This is a genomic window from Actinacidiphila sp. bgisy144 (assembly GCF_057708105.1).
Map to the genome: position 1 here is coordinate 218,369 of NZ_JBYIRM010000003.1, position 22,741 is coordinate 241,109.

17 protein-coding genes, 3 tRNA genes and 1 pseudogene are annotated in these 22,741 nt (G+C 71.7%); 12 read left to right on the forward strand and 9 right to left on the reverse strand.

Annotated features, from left to right (window positions below; all coding sequences use genetic code 11):
- The first annotated feature begins 7 nt into the window (after nucleotides 1–7).
- Both AC3EVP_RS05560 and AC3EVP_RS05565 read left to right on the forward strand, forming a co-directional pair.
- Nucleotides 8–2,692, forward strand: a complete 2,685-nt coding sequence (locus AC3EVP_RS05560; protein ID WP_435126752.1) for a family 78 glycoside hydrolase catalytic domain — start codon at nucleotides 8–10, stop codon at nucleotides 2,690–2,692.
- 716 nt (nucleotides 2,693–3,408) lie between these two features.
- Nucleotides 3,409–3,885 carry a DUF6545 domain-containing protein gene (locus tag AC3EVP_RS05565; RefSeq protein ID WP_435126754.1) on the forward strand — a complete coding sequence of 159 codons (477 nt, stop codon included), beginning with the start codon at nucleotides 3,409–3,411 and terminating at the stop codon, nucleotides 3,883–3,885.
- A gap of 146 nt (nucleotides 3,886–4,031) precedes the next feature.
- Here the strand turns inward: AC3EVP_RS05565 and AC3EVP_RS05570 are convergent, their stop codons facing one another.
- Nucleotides 4,032–4,178 carry a hypothetical protein gene (locus AC3EVP_RS05570; RefSeq protein WP_435126756.1) on the reverse strand — a complete coding sequence of 49 codons (147 nt, stop codon included), beginning with the start codon at nucleotides 4,176–4,178 and terminating at the stop codon, nucleotides 4,032–4,034.
- 172 nt (nucleotides 4,179–4,350) lie between these two features.
- On the opposite strand from AC3EVP_RS05570, the pseudogene AC3EVP_RS05575 reads away from it, so the two are divergent.
- Nucleotides 4,351–5,520, forward strand: a pseudogene (locus tag AC3EVP_RS05575) (tyrosine-type recombinase/integrase); the annotation flags it as partial.
- A 116-nt stretch (nucleotides 5,521–5,636) separates the two neighbouring features.
- On the opposite strand, the gene AC3EVP_RS05580 reads toward AC3EVP_RS05575, so the two are convergent.
- The 3 genes from AC3EVP_RS05580 to AC3EVP_RS05590 form a co-directional block, all read right to left on the reverse strand.
- Nucleotides 5,637–5,710, reverse strand: a tRNA-Ile gene (locus AC3EVP_RS05580).
- A gap of 164 nt (nucleotides 5,711–5,874) precedes the next feature.
- Nucleotides 5,875–5,947 (reverse strand) — tRNA-Asn (locus tag AC3EVP_RS05585).
- A gap of 4 nt (nucleotides 5,948–5,951) precedes the next feature.
- Nucleotides 5,952–6,024 (reverse strand) — tRNA-Asn (locus AC3EVP_RS05590).
- Nucleotides 6,025–6,203: 179 nt separating this feature from the next.
- Between AC3EVP_RS05590 and AC3EVP_RS05595 the strand changes: the two genes are divergently transcribed.
- Together AC3EVP_RS05595 and AC3EVP_RS05600 are read left to right on the forward strand one after the other, a co-directional pair.
- Nucleotides 6,204–6,500, forward strand: a complete 297-nt coding sequence (locus tag AC3EVP_RS05595; protein WP_335984224.1) for a YtxH domain-containing protein — start codon at nucleotides 6,204–6,206, stop codon at nucleotides 6,498–6,500.
- Between the two features lie 86 nt (nucleotides 6,501–6,586).
- Entirely contained in the window at nucleotides 6,587–8,035 is a 1,449-nt protein-coding gene (locus AC3EVP_RS05600) for an FGGY family carbohydrate kinase (protein ID WP_335984225.1), read from the forward strand.
- 195 nt (nucleotides 8,036–8,230) lie between these two features.
- Here AC3EVP_RS05600 and AC3EVP_RS05605 read toward each other — a convergent pair whose 3' ends face one another.
- A complete protein-coding gene (locus tag AC3EVP_RS05605; RefSeq protein WP_335984226.1) occupies nucleotides 8,231–8,563 on the reverse strand; it encodes a hypothetical protein in 333 nt (110 codons plus the stop codon).
- Between the two features lie 641 nt (nucleotides 8,564–9,204).
- Here AC3EVP_RS05605 and AC3EVP_RS05610 point away from each other — a divergent pair.
- The 3 genes from AC3EVP_RS05610 to AC3EVP_RS05620 all read left to right on the forward strand — a co-directional run bounded on the left by AC3EVP_RS05610 (nucleotide 9,205) and on the right by AC3EVP_RS05620 (nucleotide 12,190).
- Nucleotides 9,205–10,119 (forward strand): ABC transporter ATP-binding protein, encoded by a 915-nt coding sequence (locus tag AC3EVP_RS05610; protein ID WP_335984227.1) that lies wholly within the window; start codon nucleotides 9,205–9,207, stop codon nucleotides 10,117–10,119.
- Nucleotides 10,120–10,153: 34 nt separating this feature from the next.
- Nucleotides 10,154–10,951, forward strand: a complete 798-nt coding sequence (locus AC3EVP_RS05615; protein ID WP_335984228.1) for an ABC transporter permease — start codon at nucleotides 10,154–10,156, stop codon at nucleotides 10,949–10,951.
- Nucleotides 10,952–11,161: 210 nt separating this feature from the next.
- Nucleotides 11,162–12,190, forward strand: a complete 1,029-nt coding sequence (locus tag AC3EVP_RS05620; protein WP_335984231.1) for an RNA polymerase sigma factor — start codon at nucleotides 11,162–11,164, stop codon at nucleotides 12,188–12,190.
- A 48-nt stretch (nucleotides 12,191–12,238) separates the two neighbouring features.
- On the opposite strand, the gene AC3EVP_RS05625 is transcribed toward AC3EVP_RS05620, so the two are convergent.
- The 3 genes from AC3EVP_RS05625 to AC3EVP_RS05635 all read right to left on the reverse strand — a co-directional run bounded on the left by AC3EVP_RS05625 (nucleotide 12,239) and on the right by AC3EVP_RS05635 (nucleotide 17,053).
- Nucleotides 12,239–14,215 (reverse strand): ABC transporter ATP-binding protein, encoded by a 1,977-nt coding sequence (locus AC3EVP_RS05625; RefSeq protein WP_435126808.1) that lies wholly within the window; start codon nucleotides 14,213–14,215, stop codon nucleotides 12,239–12,241.
- Between the two features lie 11 nt (nucleotides 14,216–14,226).
- Entirely contained in the window at nucleotides 14,227–15,960 is a 1,734-nt protein-coding gene (locus AC3EVP_RS05630) for an ABC transporter ATP-binding protein (protein WP_435126761.1), read from the reverse strand.
- 175 nt (nucleotides 15,961–16,135) lie between these two features.
- Nucleotides 16,136–17,053: a ParB/RepB/Spo0J family partition protein gene (locus AC3EVP_RS05635; protein ID WP_435173430.1), complete on the reverse strand. Its 918-nt coding sequence runs from the start codon at nucleotides 17,051–17,053 to the stop codon at nucleotides 16,136–16,138.
- A 1,069-nt stretch (nucleotides 17,054–18,122) separates the two neighbouring features.
- On the opposite strand from AC3EVP_RS05635, the gene AC3EVP_RS05640 reads away from it, so the two are divergent.
- Complete coding sequence (locus tag AC3EVP_RS05640; RefSeq protein WP_435126763.1) at nucleotides 18,123–18,890, forward strand: thioesterase II family protein; 768 nt, start codon at nucleotides 18,123–18,125, stop codon at nucleotides 18,888–18,890.
- 83 nt (nucleotides 18,891–18,973) lie between these two features.
- Here the strand turns inward: AC3EVP_RS05640 and AC3EVP_RS05645 are convergent, their stop codons facing one another.
- Complete coding sequence (locus AC3EVP_RS05645; protein ID WP_335984235.1) at nucleotides 18,974–19,435, reverse strand: hypothetical protein; 462 nt, start codon at nucleotides 19,433–19,435, stop codon at nucleotides 18,974–18,976.
- A gap of 221 nt (nucleotides 19,436–19,656) precedes the next feature.
- Between AC3EVP_RS05645 and AC3EVP_RS05650 the strand changes: the two genes are divergently transcribed.
- The 3 genes from AC3EVP_RS05650 to AC3EVP_RS05660 all read left to right on the forward strand — a co-directional run bounded on the left by AC3EVP_RS05650 (nucleotide 19,657) and on the right by AC3EVP_RS05660 (nucleotide 22,719).
- Nucleotides 19,657–20,349, forward strand: coding sequence for a 4'-phosphopantetheinyl transferase family protein (locus AC3EVP_RS05650; RefSeq protein WP_435126766.1), 693 nt, complete (start codon nucleotides 19,657–19,659; stop codon nucleotides 20,347–20,349).
- A gap of 373 nt (nucleotides 20,350–20,722) precedes the next feature.
- Entirely contained in the window at nucleotides 20,723–22,069 is a 1,347-nt protein-coding gene (locus AC3EVP_RS05655) for a sensor histidine kinase (protein ID WP_435126768.1), read from the forward strand.
- Nucleotides 22,054–22,719, forward strand: a complete 666-nt coding sequence (locus AC3EVP_RS05660) for a response regulator transcription factor (RefSeq protein WP_435126771.1) — start codon at nucleotides 22,054–22,056, stop codon at nucleotides 22,717–22,719. Before AC3EVP_RS05655 ends, AC3EVP_RS05660 begins: the two co-directional genes overlap by 16 nt.
- The last annotated feature ends 22 nt before the right edge of the window (nucleotides 22,720–22,741 follow it).

The following is a 22,741-nucleotide window of genomic DNA, read 5'->3' on the forward strand; positions in this document are numbered from 1 at the left end:
GGCTAGGGTGGAGCCAGCCGACATCGTGCGGGTCGAGGCACCGACGGTCGAGCACCACCGCGAGCCGGTGGGCATCGGGGAGAGCAGGCCCCGCCTGAGCTGGCGGACCGTCACCGGGCAGCCGGGTTGGATGCAGGGCGGGTACGAGATCGAGGTCGTCGGCAGGGACCGAACGGTCGACTCCCGCACCCCGGTCTGCTCGGCCGGTCCCGACGGTACGCCCGTCCCGTCCGATGCGGTCGACCACGTCCTGCATCGCACGGGACGGATGCCGGGCGGACAGTCCGTGCTCGTGCCGTGGCCCGGGGCCCCGCTGCGCTCACGGGATCGGGTGGACGTGCGGGTACGCGTGTGGGGCTCCGCGGACGAGACGCCTTCGGCCTGGTCAGCGGCCACGACCGTCGAGACGGGCCTACTGGAGCGCGCCGACTGGAAGGCGTGCCCGATCACCCCCGACTGGAACGATCCCGCCGGGCCGCTTCCGGTAGCAATGCTGCGACGCGACTTCACCCTCCACTCCCCCGCCGTCTCCGCCCGGCTGTACGCCACGGCATACGGGGTGTACGAGATGGAACTCAACGGCGAGCCGGTCGGCGATCACGTTCTCGCACCCGGCTGGACCTCCTACCACCACCGGCTGCGCTACCAGACCTACAACGTCACCGCCCTGCTACGTCCCGGCCGGAACACGATCGGCGCGCTCCTCGGCGAGGGCTGGTACACCGGGCGGCTCGGCTTCGGCGGCGGCGTCCGCAACCGCTACGGCACCAGGCGTGCCCTTCTCGCCCAACTGGAGGTCCGGCACCTCGACGGCAGCACGACGTTCGTCGGCACGGACCGCCAATGGCGCACAGCCGAGGGGCCGTTGCTCCGCTCGGAGCTGTACGACGGCGAAACGTACGACGCGCGGCTCGAACGCCCAGGGTGGTCACTACCCGGGCACGACCTGGCGGGCTGGCAACGCGTGCAAGACCTCCCCTTGCCCACGGCCGAGTTGGTCGCCCCCACCGGACCGCCGGTACGCCGGACCGAGATCGTGCGGCCGGTGGAAGTACTGCGCACCCCGGCCGGCCGCACCGTGCTGGACTTCGGCTGCAACCTCGTCGGGCGGCTGCGGGTACGCGTGTCGGGCCCGGCCGGGCACACCGTCACGCTGCGCCACGCGGAAGTCCTGGAGAACGGTGAACCCGCCTACCGCCCGCTGCGGCAAGCCGCTGCCACCGACAGGTACACACTGCGCGGCGGCAGCGAGACATACGAACCCCGGTTCACCTTCCACGGCTTCCGCTACGCCGAGATCGAGGGCTGGCCGGGCCCGTTGGACCCCGCCGACATCGAGGCCGTCGTGCTGCACACCGACATGCGGCGGACCGGATGGTTCTCCTGCTCCGCCCCGCTCGTCACCCGACTGCACGACAATGTGGTGCGCGGCATGCGCGGCAACTTCCTCGATATCCCCACGGACTGCCCGCAGCGCGACGAACGCCTCGGCTGGACCGGCGACATCCAGGTCTTCGGGCCCACCGCGAGCTTCCTGTACGACTGCTCCGGAATGCTCACCGGCTGGCTCCGCGACCTGGCCGCCGAGCAGTTCGCCCGGCCCGACCGGGTGCCGCCGCTGGTCGTGCCGGAGGCGCTGCCGCCGGGGTTCGGGGTCGGGGAGATGTACGCCGTGTGGGGCGATGTGGCCGTGCTGCTGCCGTGGACGCTGTACACGCGTTTCGGCGACAAGGAGCTGCTGCGGGCGCAGTACCCGAGCATGACCGCGTGGGTCGACAAGGTTGCGACTCTTGCCGAGCAGGGCGGCGGCCTGTGGCGGCAGGACTTCCAGTTCGGCGACTGGCTCGACCCAGCCGCCCCCGCCGACGAGCCGGGATCGTCCCGGACCGACGGGGACCTGGTCGCGAACGCCTACCTGGTGCGATCCGCCGACGTACTCGCCGACGTCGCGGACCTGCTGGGCAAGCGGCAGGACGCGGATGCCTACCGGATGCTGGCCGACCGGGTCAGGGACTCGTTCTGCGCCGAGTTCGCCACCGCGAACGGGCGGCTGTCCAGTGACACCCAGACCGCGTACGCACTCGCAGTGCGCTTCGCCCTGCTACCCGACGTCCGCAGGAAGGAGAGTACGGGCCGCCGACTGGCCGAGATCGTCCGGGCGTCGGGCTTCCGGATCGCCACCGGCTTCGCCGGCACCCCTCTGATCTGCGACGCGCTGTGCGACATCGGTGAACCCGACCTCGCCTATCGCATGCTGCTGGAGCGCGGCTGCCCGTCCTGGCTCTACCCGGTCACGATGGGAGCCACCACGGTATGGGAACGGTGGGACTCGATACTGCCCGACGGAACTATCAACCCGGGCGAGATGACCTCGTTCAACCACTACGCCCTGGGCGCCGTCGCCGACTGGATGCACCGCACGGTTGCCGGGCTCGCCGCGGCCGCTCCCGGCTGGCGGCGCATCCGTATCGCCCCCATCCCCGGCGCCGGACTCACCTGGGCCCGAGCCGCCCACGAGACGCCGTACGGCAGGGCAGAGGCCGACTGGCGACTCGACGGCGGCACCCTCACCGTCACGGCACTGATACCGCCGAACACCCGGGCCCAGGTCCACCTCCCCGATGGCCAGCCGCCTTTCTACGTCGGGCCGGGCCGCCACGAGTTCACCCTCCTCCACTCCCCCATGCCATGAGGTGAGCGGTATCCCACGTCCAGGTCGTCAGAGAGAACTTCACCCGCGCTGCGCGGACTCGTCCCCGTCGAGCGACTGTGCGCCCGGGCACCCACCGCCTGGCGAACTCGTGCACGGTAAGCGGTGAGACGTCGCGAACTTCGGTGCGCCCCGGCTTCACATCTGCCATGTCGGGTTCGGGTCCGCGCTCTGCTGGTGGGACAGCAGGCCGGCGATGGCTTGGAGGGTGCCGCCCATACGCTCGCGGCGGCCGTGATGGCGGGCCAGGGCTCGCCAGTTCCTCAGATGGGCGATGCCGTGCTCGACACGGATACGTCGTGATGAGTGCGCCTTGCGCTGGCCCTCGTGGATCTCCTCGTACCGGTCCGGGGCGCTCTTCTTGCACGTGCGGTGCGGGGGGTGGTCAGCTCTTGGCCGACGGGCCTGTAGTCGAGATCGTCGAGATCCTGGCTGATGCCGACTACAGGGACTGGGCGCCCAGACCGGTGGCCGGGTGGTGACAGCCTGCTCGCCGCGGCCGCGGCTACTGGAGCCTCGGCCGAGGCACGCCCCGCCCAGCCGGCACCCGCACCGTCGGAGCGCTCCTCGGTTCCTTCGCGATCGCCTTCGCCCTCAACTCACCACTGGGCGCGAACGCCGCCGACACGGCGGTACCGCACCTGGACCGGCTGCTGAGCAACTGCTCCTCGCTGACGGCCGCGCACCTCACCCTCGCCGTGTGCGTCCACCTCACCCTCGAACCCGCGCAGGCGCGGCGCCTGGTCCGGATCAACCTGGCCCTCCTCTCCGCCACAGTCCTCGGGATGACCACGCTGTTCACCTACCGGCAGACGGTCCACGACTCCCCGCAGGCGTACGCGCTCTACGTGCTGCTGTACATCTCCTACCTCAGCTACGCCATCCTCGCCCTTCGCCCTTACCGCTCCCAGCAGGCCCTGGTGAGCGCCCAACGCGCCGCTGACGTCGATGCGTACGAGCGAGACGCGCTCGTCGAGGCCGCTGCCGTGAACGCGGCACTCACCGCGATGCGCGCCGGCCACCTCGCCCAAGACGTCGAACAGCCGCGGGTCGACACAGTGCCCCGCGAAGACCTCCGCGAAGACACCGAGTGGCTCGTCCGCGTCGCCGCCGCCTACACACGCCTCGGCATCCATGTCCGCGACGACGCTCCGCCAGAGCCGGCCGGAGTCTGACGGCGAAGTCCGATTCGCCCGTGCGCTCGGCGACCTCATCCAGGGAAGAGGTTCACGAGGTCGACGCGGACGACAGCCAGGAGCGGGCGGACGCGGATGACGAACCACTGGGAGCGGCCGGGATGGGGTCCAGGGCATCGGGCCTACTACTGGATGCTGGCCTTCCCGGCAGCGCCCGACCTGGTGGTGCGCTCTCCGGTGGTCGTAGTGATCGCCCACTGCCGTACCGAGCCGGTGGTGGCGTCGGGCTCTTTGGCGGGTAAAGCAGTGGGCGCGGGGACCGCGGGGTTCATCGTGCGGGTGTCCTGTTCGTGGTCGTTCGGCGAAATCGGGTGGCAGCGTGGAGCACACGGCGGACAGCGGTTGCCGTACCTGGCCGCGCGGAAGGCCAATCCGGTGTTCCACTTCGCCGAAGCCCTGTGGTACCTGGCGGGGCGGCGGGACCTGCTCTACTCGGCAGTCGATCTACGGTCGGACATGACCGTGGGCGAGTGGCTGGACAGCTGGCTGAACGCGAAGAAGACCCGCCGTACGACAACGCGGGGATACGCCTCGCACATCGAGAACCACCTGAAGCCCCGCATCGGCCACATACGCCTGGACCGACTGAACGTCGGCCACATCCAGGAGATGTTCGACGCCATCAAAGACCACAACGAAGTGATCCTCGCCGAGAACTCGGCACGCCGGGCACAGGTGGCACGGTGCACCCCTGGCAAGCCGGGCGCGCCGACCGCGGGAGAGCGCACGCGCCTCGCGGCCAAGCGAGCGGCACTCGCCAAGATGCCGCCGTACCGCCTGGTCACGGGAGCAGCGACACGACAGCGCATCCGCTCCACACTTCGAGCCGCGCTGAACGCGGCCATCGCGCGCCAGCTGATCATCTTCAACGCGGCGGAACACGTCGAGTTGGACTCCGGCAGGCGACCCAAGCCACTGCTGTGGACGGATGAACGCGTCCGCAGGTGGCAGGAGACCGGCGAAATACCAGGGCGGGTGATGGTCTGGATGCCGCCTCAGCTGGGTGTCTTCCTGGACGAGGCAGCGGACGACCGCCTCTACGCGGCCTTCCATCTCATCGCGTTCCGCGGCCTCCGCCGGGGGGAAGCGGTCGGCCAGGAGTGGGTCGACATCGACCTGGAGGCGGGTCTGCTGACGCCGGCGAAGGAGATCGTCCAGGACGGGTGGACTCCGTACGAGTCGGCGCCCAAAACCGACGGGAGCGCTTCACCCATCCACATCGACAGCCTGACCGTGCGGGTGCTGCGTCTGCACCGCGCCCGCCAGCGCAAAGAACGCCTCAGCTGGGGAAGGTCCTGGCAGAACTCGGGCAAGGTCTTCACGCAGGAGGACGGGAGCCCTCTCCACCCGGAGATGCTGTCCGACGCCTTCCGACGCGTCCGGAGGGCCACCAACCTGCCGCCGATCAATCTCCGCGACCTCCGCCACGTGGCGGCCACGCTCGCTCACGCGGGAGGCGGAGACCTCCACACGATCAAGGAGATGCTGCGGCACTCCACGATCACGCTCACCTCGGACACGTACACGAGCCTGCTGCCCGAGGTCGACCGCGCGGTGGCCGAGAGGGCCGCCAGGATCGTGCCGCGCGCTCGGCCGATCGAGGGAGGCGACACCTCCGGGCTCACACCGGGCTCACAGGGCCTTCCAGCCACCCCCGAGGGCTCGCCCGGAACCGCTGGGGAAACCACGTTTCCCCAGGTGGAAGCCGCTGCGAGCGGGGTGCCGCGGGGTGGGGCGGGTGGGACTCGAACCCACGACCGACGGATTATGAGTCCGCTGCTCTAACCGGCTGAGCTACCGCCCCGTACGGCGTGCCGTGCACGCCGTCTGCCGCAGCATAGCCGCTCATACGATCTGTCGCCCTCGCGGGTGTACGGACAGGTCGTCAGGTGGACGCGGCGCGGCCCGAACTGACGGCGCGGCGTGGCCGGGAGACGAAAAAGGACCCCGGAGGGTCCTGATCCTGCGCTCCCCCGACTGGACTCGAACCAGTAACCTGCCGGTTAACAGCCGGCTGCTCTGCCAATTGAGCTACAGGGGACCAGCTCCCCCGACTGGACTCGAACCAGTAACCTGCCGGTTAACAGCCGGCTGCTCTGCCAATTGAGCTACAGGGGATCGCACTGTGTGCGCCGAATGCACCCACAGGGACCTCCCGGCGGGCGCACGCTCGGTGCGACACATACATTAGCGCAAGCAGGGGGGTGCTCCGCCAACCGCTTGCAGGGGGTTGCACCCCGCGACGCAGGGTAAGGCGCCTAGAGACCGGCAGAACCTGAGTGAGGAAGGGTGGAGCCATGCGCTACCGGCTGACGTTCATCACGGGAGCCCTGGTCGGTTTCGTGCTCGGGGCCCGCGCCGGGCGGGAGCGGTACGAGCAGATCCGCGAGGCCGCCCGCAAGGTCGCGCAGAACCCCGCGGTGCGCAACACCGCCGAGTCCGCCATGCAGCAGGGCCGCACCGCGGCGGGCCGGGCGAAGGAGACGGTGACCGCCAAGGTCGGTGACCGGATGCCCGACGCCCTGGCCGGGAAGATCCGCGCCAGCCGCAACGGCCACGGCCCCGACAGCGAGTGGGGCACCTCGAACACCTGACCCGTACCCCCCCGGCCCGCCACCCCGCCCGGTGCCGAGGGCGGACCCCCGCGCGGCGCGCCCCCGCCGTACGGCATCATTCGCCCATGGGGAAAGTCGCCGGCATAGACAGCTCGTCCACGGGCACCACCATCGTCGTGTGCGACACGGACACCGGGGCGGTGCTGCGGCAGGGCCACGCCCCGCACCCCCTCGACGACGGCGAGAAGCCCACCGAGATCGATCCGCAGGCGTGGCTGCTGTCGCTGGGCGAGGCGGCCGGCGGCGGCGTGCTGGAGGGCGTGCAGGCGATCGGCATCGCCGGCCAGCAGCACGGCCTGCTGGCGCTGGACGCCGGCGGTGTCACCGTGCGCCCCGCGCTGCTGCGCGGCGACAAGCGGGCCCAGGTGCAGGCGGCGGACCTGGTGGAGGAGCTGGGCGGCCCGGCCGGCTGGGCCGAGGCGGTCGGCGCCGTGCCGCAGGCGTCGTTCCCGGTGGCGAAGCTGCGCTGGCTGGCCCAGCACGAACCGGCCGCCGCCCAGCGCGTCGCCGAGGTGCTGCTCCCGCACGACTGGCTGGTCTGGCAGCTGCTCGGCCGCCCGGACCGCCGCACCACCGACCGCGGCGACGTCTCCGGCACCGGCTACTGGTCGGCGGCCACCGGCGAGTACCGCCCGGACCTGGTGGAGCGCGCGCTCGGCCACAGCGCCCGGCTGCCCGACGTGCTCGCCCCCGCCGAGCCGGCCGGGCAGACCCCCGAGGGCCTGCTGATCTCCGCCGGCACCGGCGACGCGATGGCCGCCGCGCTGGGCCTGGGCCTGGGCCCCGGCGACGCGGTGGTCTCGCTCGGCGCCGGCGGCACCGTCTTCGCGGTGCACACCGCCGCGCTGCCGGACCCGACCGGCACCATCACCTCGTACGCCGACGCGACCGGCCACCACCTGCCGCTGCTCCAGGTCCGCAACGCGGTCCGGACCCTGCGCGGCACTGCCGAACTGCTCGGCACCGACCTGCCGGGCCTGTCCGAGCGGGCGCTGACCTCGACGCCGGGCTCCTACGGGCTGGTGCTGCTGCCGTACCTGGAGGGCGAGCGCACCCCCGACCTGCCGCACACCGCGGGCACCCTCAGCGGGCTGCGGCGGGACTCGATGAAGCCCGAGCACCTGGCGCGGGCGGCGTTCGAGGGGATGCTGTGCGCGCTCGCCGACGCGCTGGACGTGCTGCGCGGCAAGGGCGTCGAGGTGCGCCGGGTGTTCCTGCTGGGCCCGGCGGCCGAGCTGCCCGCGGTGCAGCGGATCGCGCCGCCGCTGTTCGGCGCGCCGGTGGTGGTGCCGCAGGCCGGGGAGTACGCCGCGCTGGGCGCCGCCAGGCAGGCCGCGTGGTCGCTGGGCGCGGTGCTCGGGTCGCGGACGCAGGGCGAGCCGCCGCAGTGGGCGCTGGAGGGCGCCCGGCACTTCGAGCCGGGCGAGGACGCGGCCGTGGGCACCGCGGTCCGCCAGCAGTACACGTCGGTGCGCGAGCACACGCACCCGGGCGCCTTCGACGCGCTGCGCTGAGCCCGCGGGGACGGCGACACCCGGGGCGGACGGCAGCATCCGGGGCGGTACCCCTGGCGGGGTGGGCACGAAAGCCGCCGGGGGCCGGGGGCGGAAAAGCCGTTCCCCCGCCTGGGAACGGACTGCGGGGGAACGGCGCTGCGGCGACCGGGACGGCGCCGCCATATCGATGTCTTCCGAACCCGGAAAACGTGGCTACACGCTTGCGGCGACGGCCTGCGCGCTCTCCGCGAGCTCGCCCTCGGCCGCCTCTCCCGCCGGCGGCTCCTCCTTCGGCACGGCCGGCACGCTGAGCCCGGGAACCGTCAGGTCCGGAATCTCCCCGGCGACGTCCAGCGCCGACTGGATCGACTCGGCCAGGGTCTCCGTCACCGCGTCGTCGAAGTCGATCCGGGTGACGGAGACGGCGGAATTGGTCGGAAGCGTGTCGGCGAGAAAAACGGCGCTGCCGCCGCCGGCCTGCTTGAACGTGACTGATTCCTCGTCGGTGATCTCCCGGCTGAGAATCAGTGAGAATTTGTGCCCCACTGTGCGTCACCTCTTCATCGTCGCGACTTTATGAGAAACGCTAGCCGGAGCTTCCGCGCGCACGCAATGCTCAGCAGGTCCGCCCGAGCGCCGGCGAACAGCGGGCGGGATCGCGACCGCCCACGGACCGGCGCGGGCAGGGAAGTCGGGTCCGTTCAGCCGCGCGATCGGCCCGCTGCCGTTTAACTGCCGCGGCCCCCTCGGTTGAGCGGCCGCACCGCACGTCGCAGGTCCGGAGCGGGACGGGTGGGCCTGGACCCACCGCGGACGGGGTGTAGCGGGATGTCCCGCGGCGGGCGGCGGCGATAGGTTCGGCCTGCCGACCGGGCGGACCCGGCCCCGCCGGTGACGGGAGCAGCCATGGACGCCGGCGGTGGGAACCGGGCGCGGCAGGCGGGTCGCGCGGCCGGTGGCCGGTGGCCGCCGACCGCCCGCCCAGACCTGACGCGGCCTCAGGCGCCGCGCGCCGCCGGCGAAAAGGTGGGTGCAGGCCCACCCGGTCCGGGGCGTAACAGGATTACGCCGGAACCGCGCCGCCGGTACGTTCTCGATATCGCCGGAACTTCACAGGCTGAGCGCGCAGCGGAAGTCGGCGGGAAGACATGGTCGGCGGAGCGCGGAAAACTCGGAGGAAACCCCCAATGACGGCTGTGGTTGAGGTGCGGAACCTGCACAAGGAGTACGGGGACACGGTCGCGGTCGACGACGTCTCCTTCTCCATCGAGGAAGGCGAGATCTTCGGAATTCTCGGTCCGAACGGCGCCGGCAAGACCACGACCGTGGAATGCGTGGAAGGGCTGCGGCAGCGCGACCGCGGCGAGGTCACGGTGCTCGGGTTCGACCCGCAGGTGGAGCGCGCCGAGATCACCCGCCAGCTCGGCGTCCAGTTGCAGGACGGCCAACTGCCGGACCGGATGCGGGTGGCGGAGGCGCTGTCGTTGTACAGCTCCTTCTACAGCAACCCCCGGGACTGGCAGGAGCTGATGGACGCGCTGAGCCTGACCGGCAAGGCGAAGACGCCGTACAGCAAGCTGTCGGGCGGTCAGAAGCAGCGGCTGTCGGTGGCGCTGGCGCTGGTCGGCAACCCGAAGGTGGCGGTGCTCGACGAGTTGACCACGGGGCTGGACCCGGCGGCTCGGCACGAGACCTGGGAGCTGATCGAGACCGTCCGGGCCAGCGGCGTCAGCATCCTGCTGGTCACCCACTTCATGGAGGAGGCCGAGCGGCTGTGCGACCGGATCGCCCTGATCGACAAGGGGCGGGTCGCGGCCATCGACACCCCCTCGGGACTGATCTCCCGGGTCGAGTCGGAGCAGCGCATCCACTTCCGGCCGTCCACCTCCTTCGACGACAGCCTCCTCACCCGGCTGCCCGACGTGACCTCGGTGGCCCGCCAGGGTGAGTACGTGGTGGTCACCGGCAACAACAACTCCCTCAACGTCGTCACCTCGGCGTTGGCGGACGCGAAGGTCGAGCCGATGAACCTGCGCGTCGAACAGGCCACGCTGGAGAACGCGTTCCTCGCCCTGACGCAGAACGACCACCACTCGAAGTAGCCCGGCGCAGTAAGAGATCCCGAGGAGACCCGTCGTGTCGACCACCACCGCCAGCACCGCGATGGCCAGTGCCACCAGAACCGCCCCGCGCCGCAACGCGCTGTGGCAGCTGACCGCCATAGAACTGAAGCTGCTCGTCCGCGAGCGTATGCGCCTGGTCTTCGGGGTCGCCCTGCCGCTGATCCTGCTGGTCATCTTCGGCGCCATCCCGTCCTTCAACAAGGCCAGCGACACCTTCCACGGCGAGACGACGCTCGATGTGTACGTGCCGATCCTCGTCGCGTTCTCGGGTGCGCTGCTGGCTCTGACCGGGCTGCCGCAGACCCTGGCGGACTACCGCGAGCGCGGGGTGCTGCGCCGGCTGCGCACCACCCCGGCCGGGCCGTCGCGGGTGCTGGCGGCCCAGCTGATCGTGAACCTCGGCATCGCGCTGGTCACCGCGGTCGTGCTGCTGGTGGTGGGGCGGCTGGGGTACGGCGTGCCGTTGCCGAAGCAGGTCGGCGGATTCGTGCTGGCGGTCGTCCTGACCTACCTCGCGCTGATGGGGATCGGACTGTTCATCGCGTCGGTGGCGCCCTCCGCGAAGACCGCGCAGAACGCCGGCCAGATCCTCTTCTACCCGATGATGTTCTTCGCCGGGCTGTGGATGCCGATCGCGGCGATGCCCAAGGCGCTCCAGCACCTCAGCCACGCCATGCCGCTGGGCGCGGCCGTGCAGGCGCTCCAGGACGCCTCGCAGGGCGACTGGCCGCACGGGATGCAGATCCTCACCCTGGTGGCGTGGGCGGTGGTGCTGCTGGGCGCCTCGGCCAAGCTGTTCCGGTGGGAGTGACGCGGCGGCAGGTCCGGCCGGCAGGCCGGGTGGGAAGCGCGGGGCGGGCCCGTCCGGCACTGCGGTGACGGGCGGGGCGCAGGCGGTGACATGGCGTGAAAAAAGGGTCCGCAGCACCCTCGTGGCGGGCGGCGTCGTGGGTCACACTGGGGTCCCGGTGCCGAGCCCTCTTTTGAGCCCGACGACGCGCTCACCGCGGAGGTCGCTTCCGTGCGGACAGACGCCCAGGTCCAGGTCACGCCCGATGAGCCGGTGCCCCCTGCCCTCGACGAGCCGGTGGTGCCCGATCCCGTCGGCGAGCTGCCCGGCCGCCGTACGGACGCCGCGGCCGGGCCGTCGGCCGACCTGTTCCGGCAGTACCTGCGGGAGATCGGCCGTATCCCGCTGCTGAGCGCCGCGGACGAGGTCGAGTTGGCGCGGCGGGTCGAGGCGGGGCTGTTCGCGGAGGAGCGGCTGGCGGCCTTCCCGGACCTGGACTCGCAGCTCGCGGTCGACCTCGACCGGCTGGTGGTCATGGGCCGGATGGCCAAGCGGCGGCTGATCGAGGCGAACCTGCGGCTGGTGGTGTCGGTGGGCAAGCGCTACATCGGCCGCGGTCTGACCATGCTCGACCTGGTGCAGGAGGGCAACGTCGGCCTGATCCGCGCGGTCGAGAAGTTCGACTACGCGCGCGGCTACAAGTTCTCCACGTACGCGACCTGGTGGATACGCCAGGCGATGTCCCGGGCGCTGGCCGACCAGGCCCGGACGATCCGGGTGCCGGTGCACGTGGTGGAGCTGATCAACCGGGTGGTGCGGGTGCAGCGCGCGCTGGTCCAGGAGCGCGGCTGCGAGCCGACGTTGGAGGAGGTCGCCGACCACCTGGGGCTGCCCGCGTCGCGGGTCGCCGAGGTGCTGCGGCTGGCCCAGGAACCGGTCTCGCTGCACGCGCCCGTCGGCGAGGAGGACATCGCCTTCGGCGACCTCATCGAGGACCGCGACGCCGCCTCCCCCGTCGAGTCCGCCGCCTTCCTGCTGCTGCGCGAGCACCTCGAAGCGGTGCTGTCCACCCTCGCTGACCGCGAACGCGAGGTCGTCCAGCTCCGCTACGGCCTCACCGACGGCCGCCCCCGCACCCTGGAGGAGATCGGCGAGATCTTCGGCGTCACCCGCGAACGCATCCGCCAGATCGAGTCCAAGACCCTCACCAAGCTCCGCGACCACACCTACACCGCCCACCTCCGCGGCTACCTCGACTGAGGCGGCCGCGGGGCGGGGCTCCCGGGCGCGGGGCTCCCGGGTGCGGGGTCAGTCGACTTCGGCGACGGCTTGGGCGAACTGGGCGGAGTACAGGCGGGCGTAGGCGCCGTCGGCGGCGAGGAGCTGGTCGTGGGTGCCCTGTTCGACGATGGCACCGGACTCCATGACGAGGATGACGTCGGCGTCGCGGATCGTGGAGAGCCGGTGGGCGATGACGAAGCTGGTCCGGCCGTGGCTGAGTTTGGCCATCGCGCGCTGGATGAGGACCTCGGTGCGGGTGTCGACGGAGCTGGTCGCCTCGTCCAGGACGAGGATCACCGGGTCGGACAGGAACGCCCGGGCGATGGTGATGAGCTGCTTCTCGCCGGCGCTGACGCCGGTCCCCTCGTCGTCGATGACGGTGTCGTAGCCGTCGGGCAGGGTGCGGATGAAGCGGTCGGCGTGCGCGGCGCGGGCGGCCTCCTCGATCTGCTCGCGGGTCGCGTCCTGGTGGCCGTATCCGATGTTCTCCGCGATGGTCCCGCCGAACAGCCAGGTGTCCTGGAGCACCATGCCGATCGCGGCGCGCAGCTCCTGCCGGGACATCGCGGCGATGTCGGTGCCGTCCAGGGTGATCCGGCCGCCGGAGACCTCGTAGAAGCGCATCAGCAGGTTCACCAGGGTGGTCTTGCCCGCGCCGGTCGGCCCGACGATCGCCACCGTCTGGCCGGGCTCGACGGCCAGCGACAGGCCGTCGATCAGCGGCTGGTCCGGCAGGTAGCGGAAGTCGACGTCCTCCAGCGTGACCCGGCCGCGCAGCTGCTGCGGGCGGGCGGGGTGCGCAGGCTCGTCGGACTGCTCCTCGGCGTCGAGGAGTTCGAAGACCCGCTCGGCGGAGGCCACCCCGGACTGGATCAGGTTCGCCATGCTCGCGACCTGCGTGAGCGGCTGGCTGAACTGCCGCGAGTACTGGATGAACGCCTGCACGTCGCCGATGGACAGCGTGCCCGAGGCGACCCGCAGACCGCCGATCACCGCCACCAGCACGTAGTTGAGGTTGCCGATGAACATCATCAGCGGCTGGATCGTGCCGGAGATGAACTGCGCCCGGAAACCGGAGCGGAACAGCGCCTCGTTCTCCGCCTCGAAGACCGCCGCGGACTCCTCCGCCCGGCCGAAGACCTTCACCAGGGAGTGCCCGGTGTACATCTCCTCGATGTGCGCGTTCAGCTTGCCGGTGGTCTTCCACTGCTGCACGAACTGCGGCTGCGCCCGCTTGCCGACCACGGTCGCCACCAGCAGGGTCACCGGGACCGTGACGAGCGCGACCAGCGCCAGCAGCCAGGAGATCCAGAACATCATCGCCAGCACGCCGACGATGGTCAGCAGCGAGTTCACCAGCTGGCCCATGGTCTGCTGCATGGTCTGGCCGATGTTGTCGATGTCGTTGGTGACCCGGCTGAGCACCTCGCCGCGCGGCTGCTGGTCGAAGTACGACAGCGGCAGCCGGGACAGCTTGGCCTCGCAGTCGCGGCGCAGCCGGTAGATCGCGCGGTTGATCACCTTCGTCGCGGTGCGCATCTGGACCACGCTGAGCACCGCCGCGCCGAGGTACACCGCCAGTACGACCAGCAGCACGGTGCCGATCGCGCCGAAGTCCATGCCCTTGCCGGGGGTGAAGTCGATGCCGGACATCACGTCGGCGAGCTTGCCGTTGCCGTGTGCCCGCAGGTCCGCCAGGACCTGCTCCCGGCTGCCGCCGCCGGTCTGCCGGCCGATCACCCCGGCGAAGATCAGGTCGGTCGCGCGGCCGAGGATGCGCGGCCCGGACACCGTCAGCGCGACGCTCACCACGCCGACCGCCAGCACGAGGCACAACCACAGCCGGTCCGGGCGCATCAGCCCGATCACCCGCTTGAGCGAGCCCTTGAAGTCCATCGACCGCTCGACGGGTCCGCCGCCCATGAACCGGGCCGGCCCCGCCGCCGGGGCCGGTCCGCGCTGCGCCGGCGCCTTCTTCAGCCGGTCCCCGCCCCCGCCGCTCATGCCCCCGCCGCTCACGCCGCCTCCTGCTCGGTGAGCTGCGACAGCACGATCTCCCGGTAGGTCGGGTTGTCCCGCATCAGCTCGCTGTGGGTACCGGTGCCGACCACGCGGCCCTCGTCGAGGACCACGATCCGGTCCGCGTCACGGATCGTGGACACCCGCTGGGCCACGATCACCACCGTCGCCTCCGCGGTCTCCGCCGCCAGCGCCTGCCGCAGCGCCGCGTCCGTGGCGTAGTCCAGTGCCGAGAAGGAGTCGTCGAAGAGGTAGATCTCCGGGCGCCGCACCAGGCAGCGGGCGATCGCCAGCCGCTGCCGCTGCCCGCCGGAGACATTGCTGCCGCCCTGCGCGATCGGCGCTTCCAGCCCGCCTTCGAGCTTCCGGACGAAGTCCTCGGCCTGCGCGACCCGCAGCGCGTGCCACAACTCCTCGTCGGTGGCGTCCGGCCGGCCGTAGCGCAGGTTGCTCGCCACCGTCCCGGAGAACAGGTACGGCTTCTGCGGCACCAGCCCGACCGTCTCGGCCAGCAGCGCCGGGTCGAGCGCGGCGACGTCCTCCCCGTCGACCAGTACCCGGCCCGCGGTCGCGTCGTACAGCCGCGGGATCAGCCCGAGCAGGGTGGACTTGCCGCTGCCGGTGGAGCCGATCACCGCGGTGACCTGCCCGGGCCTGGCCTCCAGGTCGATACCGACCAGCACCGCGGCCTCGGCGCCGGGATACGCGAACGTGGCGCCGCGCAGCTCCAGATGGCCGTGCCGGCGCAGCGAGGTGACCGGCGCGGCCGGCAGCACCACGCTGGAGTCGGTGCCGAGCACCTCCTCGATGCGGTCGGCGCACACCTCGGCCCGCGGCAGCATCATGAACATGAAGGTGGCCATCATCACCGACATCAGGATCTGCATCAGGTAGGTGAGGAACGCGGTCAGCGCGCCGATCTGCATGCCGCCGCTGTTGATCCGGTGGGCGCCGAACCAGAGCACGGCCACGCTGGAGAGGTTCACGATCGCCATCACGGTCGGGAAGGTCAGGGCCATCAGCCGGCCGGTGGCCAGCGACACCGCGGTCAACTCGTCGTTGGCGGAGCCGAACCGGTCCTTCTCGTATCCGTCCTTGACGAAGGCGCGGATCACCCGGATGCCGGTGATCTGCTCGCGCAGTACCCGGTTCACCGCGTCGACCCGCCCCTGCATGGTGCGGAACAGCGGCCGCATCTTCCGCACGATCAGGGCCGAGGTGATGCCCAGCAGCGGCACCACGACGAGGAACAGCGACGACAGCGGCACGTCCTGGTCGAGGCCCATGATGATGCCGCCCACGCACATGATCGGGGCGGGCACCATCAGGGTGCAGCTCATCAGCACCAGCATCTGGACCTGCTGGACGTCGTTGGTGGTGCGGGTGATCAGCGACGGCGCGCCGAACTGGCCGACCTCGCGGGCGGAGAAGCGCTGCACCTGGGTGAAGACGGACCGCCGCAGGTCGCGTCCGACCGACATCGCGGTGCGCGCGCCGAAGAAGACCGCGCCGATCGCGCACGCGATCTGCACCACGGTCACCCCGAGCATCGCCCCGCCCATCCCGAGGATGTAGCCGGTGTCGCCCTTGACCACGCCGTTGTCGATGATGTCGGCGTTGAGGGTCGGCAGGTACAGCGCCCCGATGGTGGACAGCAGTTGGAGGAAGACCAGCAGCACGATGGGGCGTCTGTACGGTCTGAGGTGGGATCTCAGGAGTCTGATCAGCACGGGCGGGTACCTCGGGTTGCCTCGGGCAGGGCACGGGTGGGGACGCTCAACAGGACGCGGCGGGCCGTCCGGAGGTTGAGCGGGGGCCGGCCGCAGCGTCGCCGTGCGGCCGGCCCCGCCCTCAAGTGTCCCCCCGGCGCCCCGTCCGGGCAGGCGGGTTCCGTTTCCGGTGCGGTCAGTCGGGGTTCACGATCCGCGCCCGCCGGTTCAGTTCCTGGGCGAACCCTTCCCAGATCTGCGAATTGCGCCGGGACAGTTCGATGATGAGTTCGATGCAGTGCAAAGGCACCGAGGCGCAGATGTCGTTCATCTCGTTGGCCCCGACCACGTTCTCCCGGAACATCCGCAACAGCCGCCGTCCCAGCTCGCTCTGGCGCAGCGACGGGTCGCGCATGAGTTTTTCGAGCGTGGCGGCGGTGGGCGGGTTGGCCACCATGGGGTCCGGGTCGGCCGGTGCGGGGCGCGCGCTGCCCTCCTCGGCCCTGGTCCGGCCGCGTTGGCTGGGTACGGGCTCGTCGCCGCGCTCCAGCCGGCGGCGGACGTCCAGCGCCGTGGCCGGTGAGATGCCCGCCGACCGGGCCACCTGACGCAGTGACGCCTTCGGGTTGTCCCTGATCAGCTCGGCGACCCGCAGCCTGCCCTGCGCCGCGTCCAGCGGCCGGACCTTCCCGTCCCGGCCGATGCGGAAGTCCGACTGCGGCACCGAGTCGGACGAGCGCCGCAGTTCCGCGACCGTACGGGCGCCCAGGCCGGTCGACTTGGCGATGACCCGGTCGGCCATCGTGGGGTGCGACTTGAGGATGCGCAGCGCGGCGGCCGTGCGGTCGGCCTGCGACAGCGGAAGTCCGTGCGTGACGTTTGCCTCGACCGCAATGAGGAAAGCCTCTTCACGGCTGCCGTCGAAGAATTTGACGTCGATGTACTTATGGCCCTTGAGGGAGGCCGCCATGAGACGATGGATACCGTCGATGACCCGCATCGTTCTTCGGTCGACCAATATCGGCGGCAGTGGGCCGTCTATGGCCGCCAATTGCAGTACGTGGCCTTTGTCCTCACCTTTCAGGCGCGGTGAGTCCCCGGGCAGAATCTGCATGATCGGGACGGAAACGATCTCCGGTCCGTCATCTCCCCGTTCTCCCCGTTCTCCCCGGACGGCGACCACAGCGGCCACCGCTCTGCTTGTCTCAGCGAGACCTACCATTGCCTCCCCCTGACAACTCGTGCTTGCCATGCGCAGCCAAAAGCCTCCAGACGCCGCCTGCCACGGCTCTCGAGACATACCGAGGTCATGCGGTATGTCTGAAACGTCGTACACTTCCCCGTAGTTCACGGCAGCTCACGTTGTGTCCGGTGGACGCCCGGCAGGAGCCGGGGCCCCGGCCCATCACCGGGAGTGAGCGTGAACCCGAAATTTCTCCTATTTCTCGCCAATCACGGTAAGCTGTGCGGCGCTGACGCCCCGTAGACACCGCGTGAATAGATTTGCACGCCGCAGCAAACTCCGCCTGATGACCTCCGCCGACCTGCGGCGATAATGCCTGCGGTGTCAACCGGACATCGCGAGTGTATCCCCGTTCAACCTGAAGGTGCAGGGCCGAATGAGGCCCCTCGGGAATCCCGAGCGGATACACAGCGTTCTGCCGCCGGGCATGTTCCGGTACACGCCACGCACCGTCCGTCCGGTTCCCCGCACGCGTGGCGGAATCCCTCGCTCCGCCGCGTCCGCGGCCCGACATGCGGAAATCCGCGGACGACCGGCGGTGCCGCTGCCCGCGGGGCAGGGGAGAGGCGGACCGCCCGGCCGTTCAACTCGGCCGGCGCCCGGGTGCGTACGTCCTTCGACGACGGCTTCCGCGCGGCGCGCTCAACCGCGCGCGGCGCATCAGTTGAACAGGCGGCCGCCGTACGGGGGATGGGAACTTCGTCCCGGTTCGGAGCTTCGCGTCGGGGGGGACGACGCAACAGGCGGGCCCCGTCCCGTCCTTCCTATCAAGGGGCGCGGGGGCGCAGCCACCCTCACCGTTCAACTGCCCTTTCCCCCCTGTTCATTGGGTGGCCTCCGGGTGGGCGGCGTGCGGCGGCCGCGAGCCTTGCAGGGGTTCCGGCGGTTGGCTACGTTCTCGTCCCACTTGACGATTCGGTGTGACGACCTCAGGAGCGGCATGTCCCAGCCCTCGTCCGGAGACAACCTGTGGTGCAGGCGTTTCCGCCCTGCCCCGAACCCGGCAGCCCGGCTGGTGTGCCTTCCGCACGCGGGCGGTTCGGCACCCTTCTTCCTGCCGGTGGCGGCAGCGCTCAGTCCGCAGGTCGACGTCGTGTCGATCCAGTACCCCGGCCGGCAGGACCGCCGGGCGGAGGCCCCCCTCGACGACCTGTCGGTGCTCGTCGACGGCATCTACCAGGTGCTCCGGCGCCAGCCCGAGCTTCCGCTCACCCTCTTCGGCCACAGCATGGGCGCGGTGATCGGCTTCGAACTCGCCCGCCGCTTCGAGGCCGACGGGGTGCGGCCGGTACGGCTGATGGCCTCCGGGCGGCGCGCACCGGGTACCCACCGGGACGAGAGCACCTTCGGCAGCGACGACGCGATCATGGCCGAGGTGCGCGAGCTGAGCGGCACCGCGGCGTCCCTGCTGAGCGACGACGAGATGATGCGGGCCGCGCTGCCCGCGCTCCGCGCCGACTACCGGGCCGTCGAGACGTACCGGTGCGGGCCCGACGTCGCCGTGGACACCCCGATCACCGTACTGACCGGGGACAGCGATCCCAAGACCACGCTGGACGAGGCGAAGGCGTGGGACCGGCACACCAGGGGCGGCTGCGACCTGCGGGTGTTCACCGGCGGGCACTTCTTCATCAGCGAGCGCGCCGCGGAGGTCATGCGGGTCCTCGAGGACCACTTCCGGGAGCAGGGCGCACGCCACGCCGGCTGACCGGGGCGCTCACCACCACCGGCGGACCGGATGCCCGGGGCGCATCGGTTGAACACCGGGGCGCCGCGGGTCCGGTCGGCCCGTCATGCCTTCTTCTTCGCCGGCTTCGGGAAGACGCCGCGCACCGCGGACCCGCGGGTGAGCACCGCGGCGCCGATCAGGGCCAGCGCCGACACCCCCTGGATCGCGGCGTACCAGGCCGGGCAGAGGCCGGGGATCGCGTCGACGACGATGATCGCGATCGGCAGGATCGCGGTCACCGTGGCCAGCCGGTCGTAGGCGCGCGCGTCGCCCTGCGGGGCGCGGGTCGCCAGCCGGTACAGCCAGGGGGCGATGAGCAGCAGGATGGCGCCCCGCACCCACATGAAGGGGCTGGTGTCATGGCCGGCGATCGCCATCCCGGCGACCGTCCCGAGGCAGACGACACTGATCACGCCGTAGACCACGAGGAACTTCTTCGCCGTGTTGAACGCCTCCTGGACCCGGGGGTCCTCGACGGTCGCCGGGGCCGTGGTGGTGGTCGTGGTGACGCTGGTGTTCGCCATGTCCTTCTCCTCCGTCTGAACGTGCTGCCGACGTTACGGAGGGCGCGGCGGGCCCGGTATGGGCCTGGGCACACGCTTGGGTGGGGCCAGTCCCACCCCCGGGCCGGCGCACGCGGTGTTCAACCGCCCCGGTCCGCGGCCCGCCCGGGTGTCGGCGCTCTGGTAGGACTGCTGCCGAACCGGACGGGCCGTACCGCGCCCTGCCGGTGAAGGGGGTCTTCGTGCTCGAACAGGTCCTCCCCGAACCGGTGACGGTCGTGGAGGCGCTCGGCGACGACGAGACCGCGCACCTCGCGCTGTATCCGCAGGAGGCGGCGCTCGTGGCGAAGGCGGTGGACAGGCGCCGCCGCGAGTTCGCCACCGTGCGTGCCTGCGCCCGCCGCGCCATGGTGAAGCTGGGCGTGCCGCCGCAGGCGGTGCCGACCGGCCAGGGCGGCGCCCCGTGCTGGCCGGAGGGCCTGCGCGGCAGCATGACGCACTGTGCCGGATACCGGGCCGCCGCCCTGGTCCGCGCCGCCGACCTGGCCTCCCTCGGCATCGACGCGGAGCCGCACGCGCCACTGCCGCACGGGGTGCTGAGGACGGTCTCGCTGCCCGCGGAGCGGCAGCGGCTCGCCGCTCTCGCGGCCCGGCGGCCGGACGTCCACTGGGACCTGCTGCTGTTCAGCGCGAAGGAGTCGGTCTACAAGGCGTGGTTCCCGCTGACCGGGCAGTGGCTGGGCTTCGAGGAGGCGGACGTCGAGGCGGACATCGACGTACGGGCGCCCGCGGGTGACGCGGCGCAGGGCCGGTTCCGCGCGGAACTGCTCGTTCCCGGGCCGGTGGTGGGCGGGCGGCGGCTCCAGCACTTCGAGGGGCGGTGGATCGTGGGCGGGGGTGTGGCCGCCACCGCGGTGACGGTGCCGCATCCCTGATCCCGGGCGCCGAGGCCGTGGCCGGCGGACAGCGTCGTTCCGACCAACGGGCGCAGGCCGACGGGGGTGGTGCTCCCCCGTCGCCTACAGCATGGGCGGGGCCCCTCCCCGGCGAAGCTCTGGGGAACAGAGCGCGGCGCCCTGCGCCGACGACCGGCAACGCTGGGGCGCAACCCGCCGAAGGCAGGGGGAGAGCGGGCGGGCCAGGCCCCGCCGGCCGGGCAGGATTCGTCAGCCACGGCCTCTGGTGGCGGCGCCGGGTGGGGTTAGGCCCACGGGCGGCGGGGCGTAGCAGGCTATCGGGGGCGGCGCGGGCTGCGTACCGTCGATCGTGTCGGCCCGGACCGCCGTCCCGGCTGACACAATGATCGCCGTGGGTGAAGGGAACGAGCGGATGAGGATGTCTCCTGGAGGCGGTCCGCTGGGGTGGTGCGCCGCGTCCGCGCGGGGGCTGTACCGGTCCGCGGTCCTGGTGGGCCTCACCTGCGTGATGGCCCTCGTCGCCGTGCCCGTGGGGGTGGGCGGTTCGGAGGTGGCCTACTCCTGGAGCGCGGGGCGGCGCGAGCCCCTGGTGGTCAGCGTGCTCGCGACGCTCGGGGAGACCCTGGTGGTGATCGCCTGGGTCGCCATCGCCCTGTGGGTGGTGCACCCGCTGGCGAGCCGGCCGCTGGCCGGGGCCGCGCGCCGCCGCGCCGCCGACTGGCTGGACCTGCGGCTCGAGGTGGCCTACCGCGCCGTGCCGCCGGTGACGCGCATGGCGACCGGTTTCTGGTGGGACGGCCACGAGTACCACAAGACCGAGCGGGAGGCCCGCCGCCGTGCCAAGGTGCACGCCTGGTTCCGGGACCCGCAGTTCCACTGGGACGGCCTGTGGGCGGTGGTCGCGTCGGTCACCGTGTTCCCGGTCGCGGCGCTGCCGCTGCTCGGTCTGGGGTACGGCGTCTTCCTGCTGTTCACCCCCGCCCTCGCCGGCTACGGCGCCGCCTCGATCGTGGCGGGCCTGGCCGCGGCGCCGTTCGCGTGGCGGGTGCTGCGCCCGGTCGCGGCCCGCTTCCTCGGCCCGGTCCCGAGCACCCGGCTGGGCCGGCGGGTGGCGGAACTGGAGGCCATCCGCGCCGATCTCACGCAGACCCAGGCCGCGGAGCTGGAGCGGATCGAGCGCGGTCTGCACGACGGGGCGCAGGCGCGGCTGGTCGCGATGGGCATGTCGATGGGCATCGCCGAGCAGCTGGTCGACACCAAGCCGGAGGCCGCGAAGGCGATCCTCGCGGAGGCCCGCGCCTCTTCCGCGACGGCGCTCGACGAACTGCGCACGCTGGTGCGCGGGATCAACCCGCCGGTGCTCACCGAACGCGGTCTGGTCGACGCCGTGCAGGCGCTCGCGCTCGACTCGCCGGTGGCCGTCGACGTGCACAGCCAGGTGCCCTCCCGGCCCGAGCGGCCGGTGGAGTCGGCGGTGTACTTCGCGGTCGCGGAGCTGCTGGCGAACGCCGCGAAGCACGCGGCGGCGCGGCGCGTGACGGTGGAGCTCGGCTATGACGGGCGGGTGCTCACCGCGAACGTGCAGGACGACGGAGTGGGCGGGGCCGACCCCTCGTCCGGCTCGGGGCTGCGCGGCCTCGAGCGCCGTATGAACGCGTTCGGCGGACGGCTGGAGATCGACAGCCCCGTCGGCGGACCTACTCGAATCACCGTGGCGGTGCCGTGCGAATTGTCGTAGCCGAAGACCTCTTCCTGCTCCGGAACGGGATGGTGCACCTCGTCGAGGCGTACGGCCACACGGTGGTCGCCGCGGTCGACTCCGGGCCCGCCACCCTGGAGGCGCTGCTCGAACACCGGCCGGACGTCGCGATCGTGGACGTCCGGCTGCCGCCGAGCTTCTCCGACGAGGGCCTCCAGGCGGCGCTGGCGGCGCGCCGCCAGATCCCGGGGCTTCCGGTGCTGATCCTCTCTCAGCACGTGGAGCAGTTGTACGCGCGGGAGTTGCTCGCCGACGGGCACGGCGGCATCGGCTACCAGCTCAAGGACCGGGTGCTGGACGCCGAGCAGTTCCTGGACGCGGTCAGCCGGGTGGCGAACGGCGGCACCGCCCTGGACCCGACGGTCGTCTCGAAGCTGCTGGCGCGGCCGACCCGGGCCGATCCGCTGGCGTCGCTCACCAAGCGCGAGCGGCAGGTGCTGGGGCTGATGGCCGAGGGGCTGTCCAACGCGGCCATCGCGGGCCGGCTGTTCCTCAGCGAGGGCGCCATCAGCAAGTACACCACCGCGATCTTCGCCAAGCTCGAACTGGGCACGGACGACGACACCAACCGCAGGGTCCGCGCCGTGCTGGCCTACCTCGACGCCGAGAACACCGCCGACGGGTCGTGACCGCCGCAGCCGTCCGGGGCCC

Bases quoted from the DNA above. Each gene is read 5' to 3' on its own strand.
- AC3EVP_RS05570 (WP_435126756.1), bottom strand. From the start codon at position 4,178: ATGAACCCCGCGGTCCCCGCGCCCACTGCTTTACCCGCCAAAGAGCCC.
- AC3EVP_RS05595 (WP_335984224.1), top strand. From the start codon at position 6,204: ATGCGCTACCGGCTGACGTTCATCACGGGAGCCCTGGTCGGTTTCGTG.
- AC3EVP_RS05600 (WP_335984225.1), top strand. From the start codon at position 6,587: ATGGGGAAAGTCGCCGGCATAGACAGCTCGTCCACGGGCACCACCATC.
- AC3EVP_RS05610 (WP_335984227.1), top strand. From the start codon at position 9,205: ATGACGGCTGTGGTTGAGGTGCGGAACCTGCACAAGGAGTACGGGGAC.
- AC3EVP_RS05625 (WP_435126808.1), bottom strand. From the start codon at position 14,215: ATGAGCGGCGGGGGCGGGGACCGGCTGAAGAAGGCGCCGGCGCAGCGC.
- AC3EVP_RS05635 (WP_435173430.1), bottom strand. From the start codon at position 17,053: ATGCAGATTCTGCCCGGGGACTCACCGCGCCTGAAAGGTGAGGACAAA.
- AC3EVP_RS05640 (WP_435126763.1), top strand. From the start codon at position 18,123: ATGTCCCAGCCCTCGTCCGGAGACAACCTGTGGTGCAGGCGTTTCCGC.
- AC3EVP_RS05645 (WP_335984235.1), bottom strand. From the start codon at position 19,435: ATGGCGAACACCAGCGTCACCACGACCACCACCACGGCCCCGGCGACC.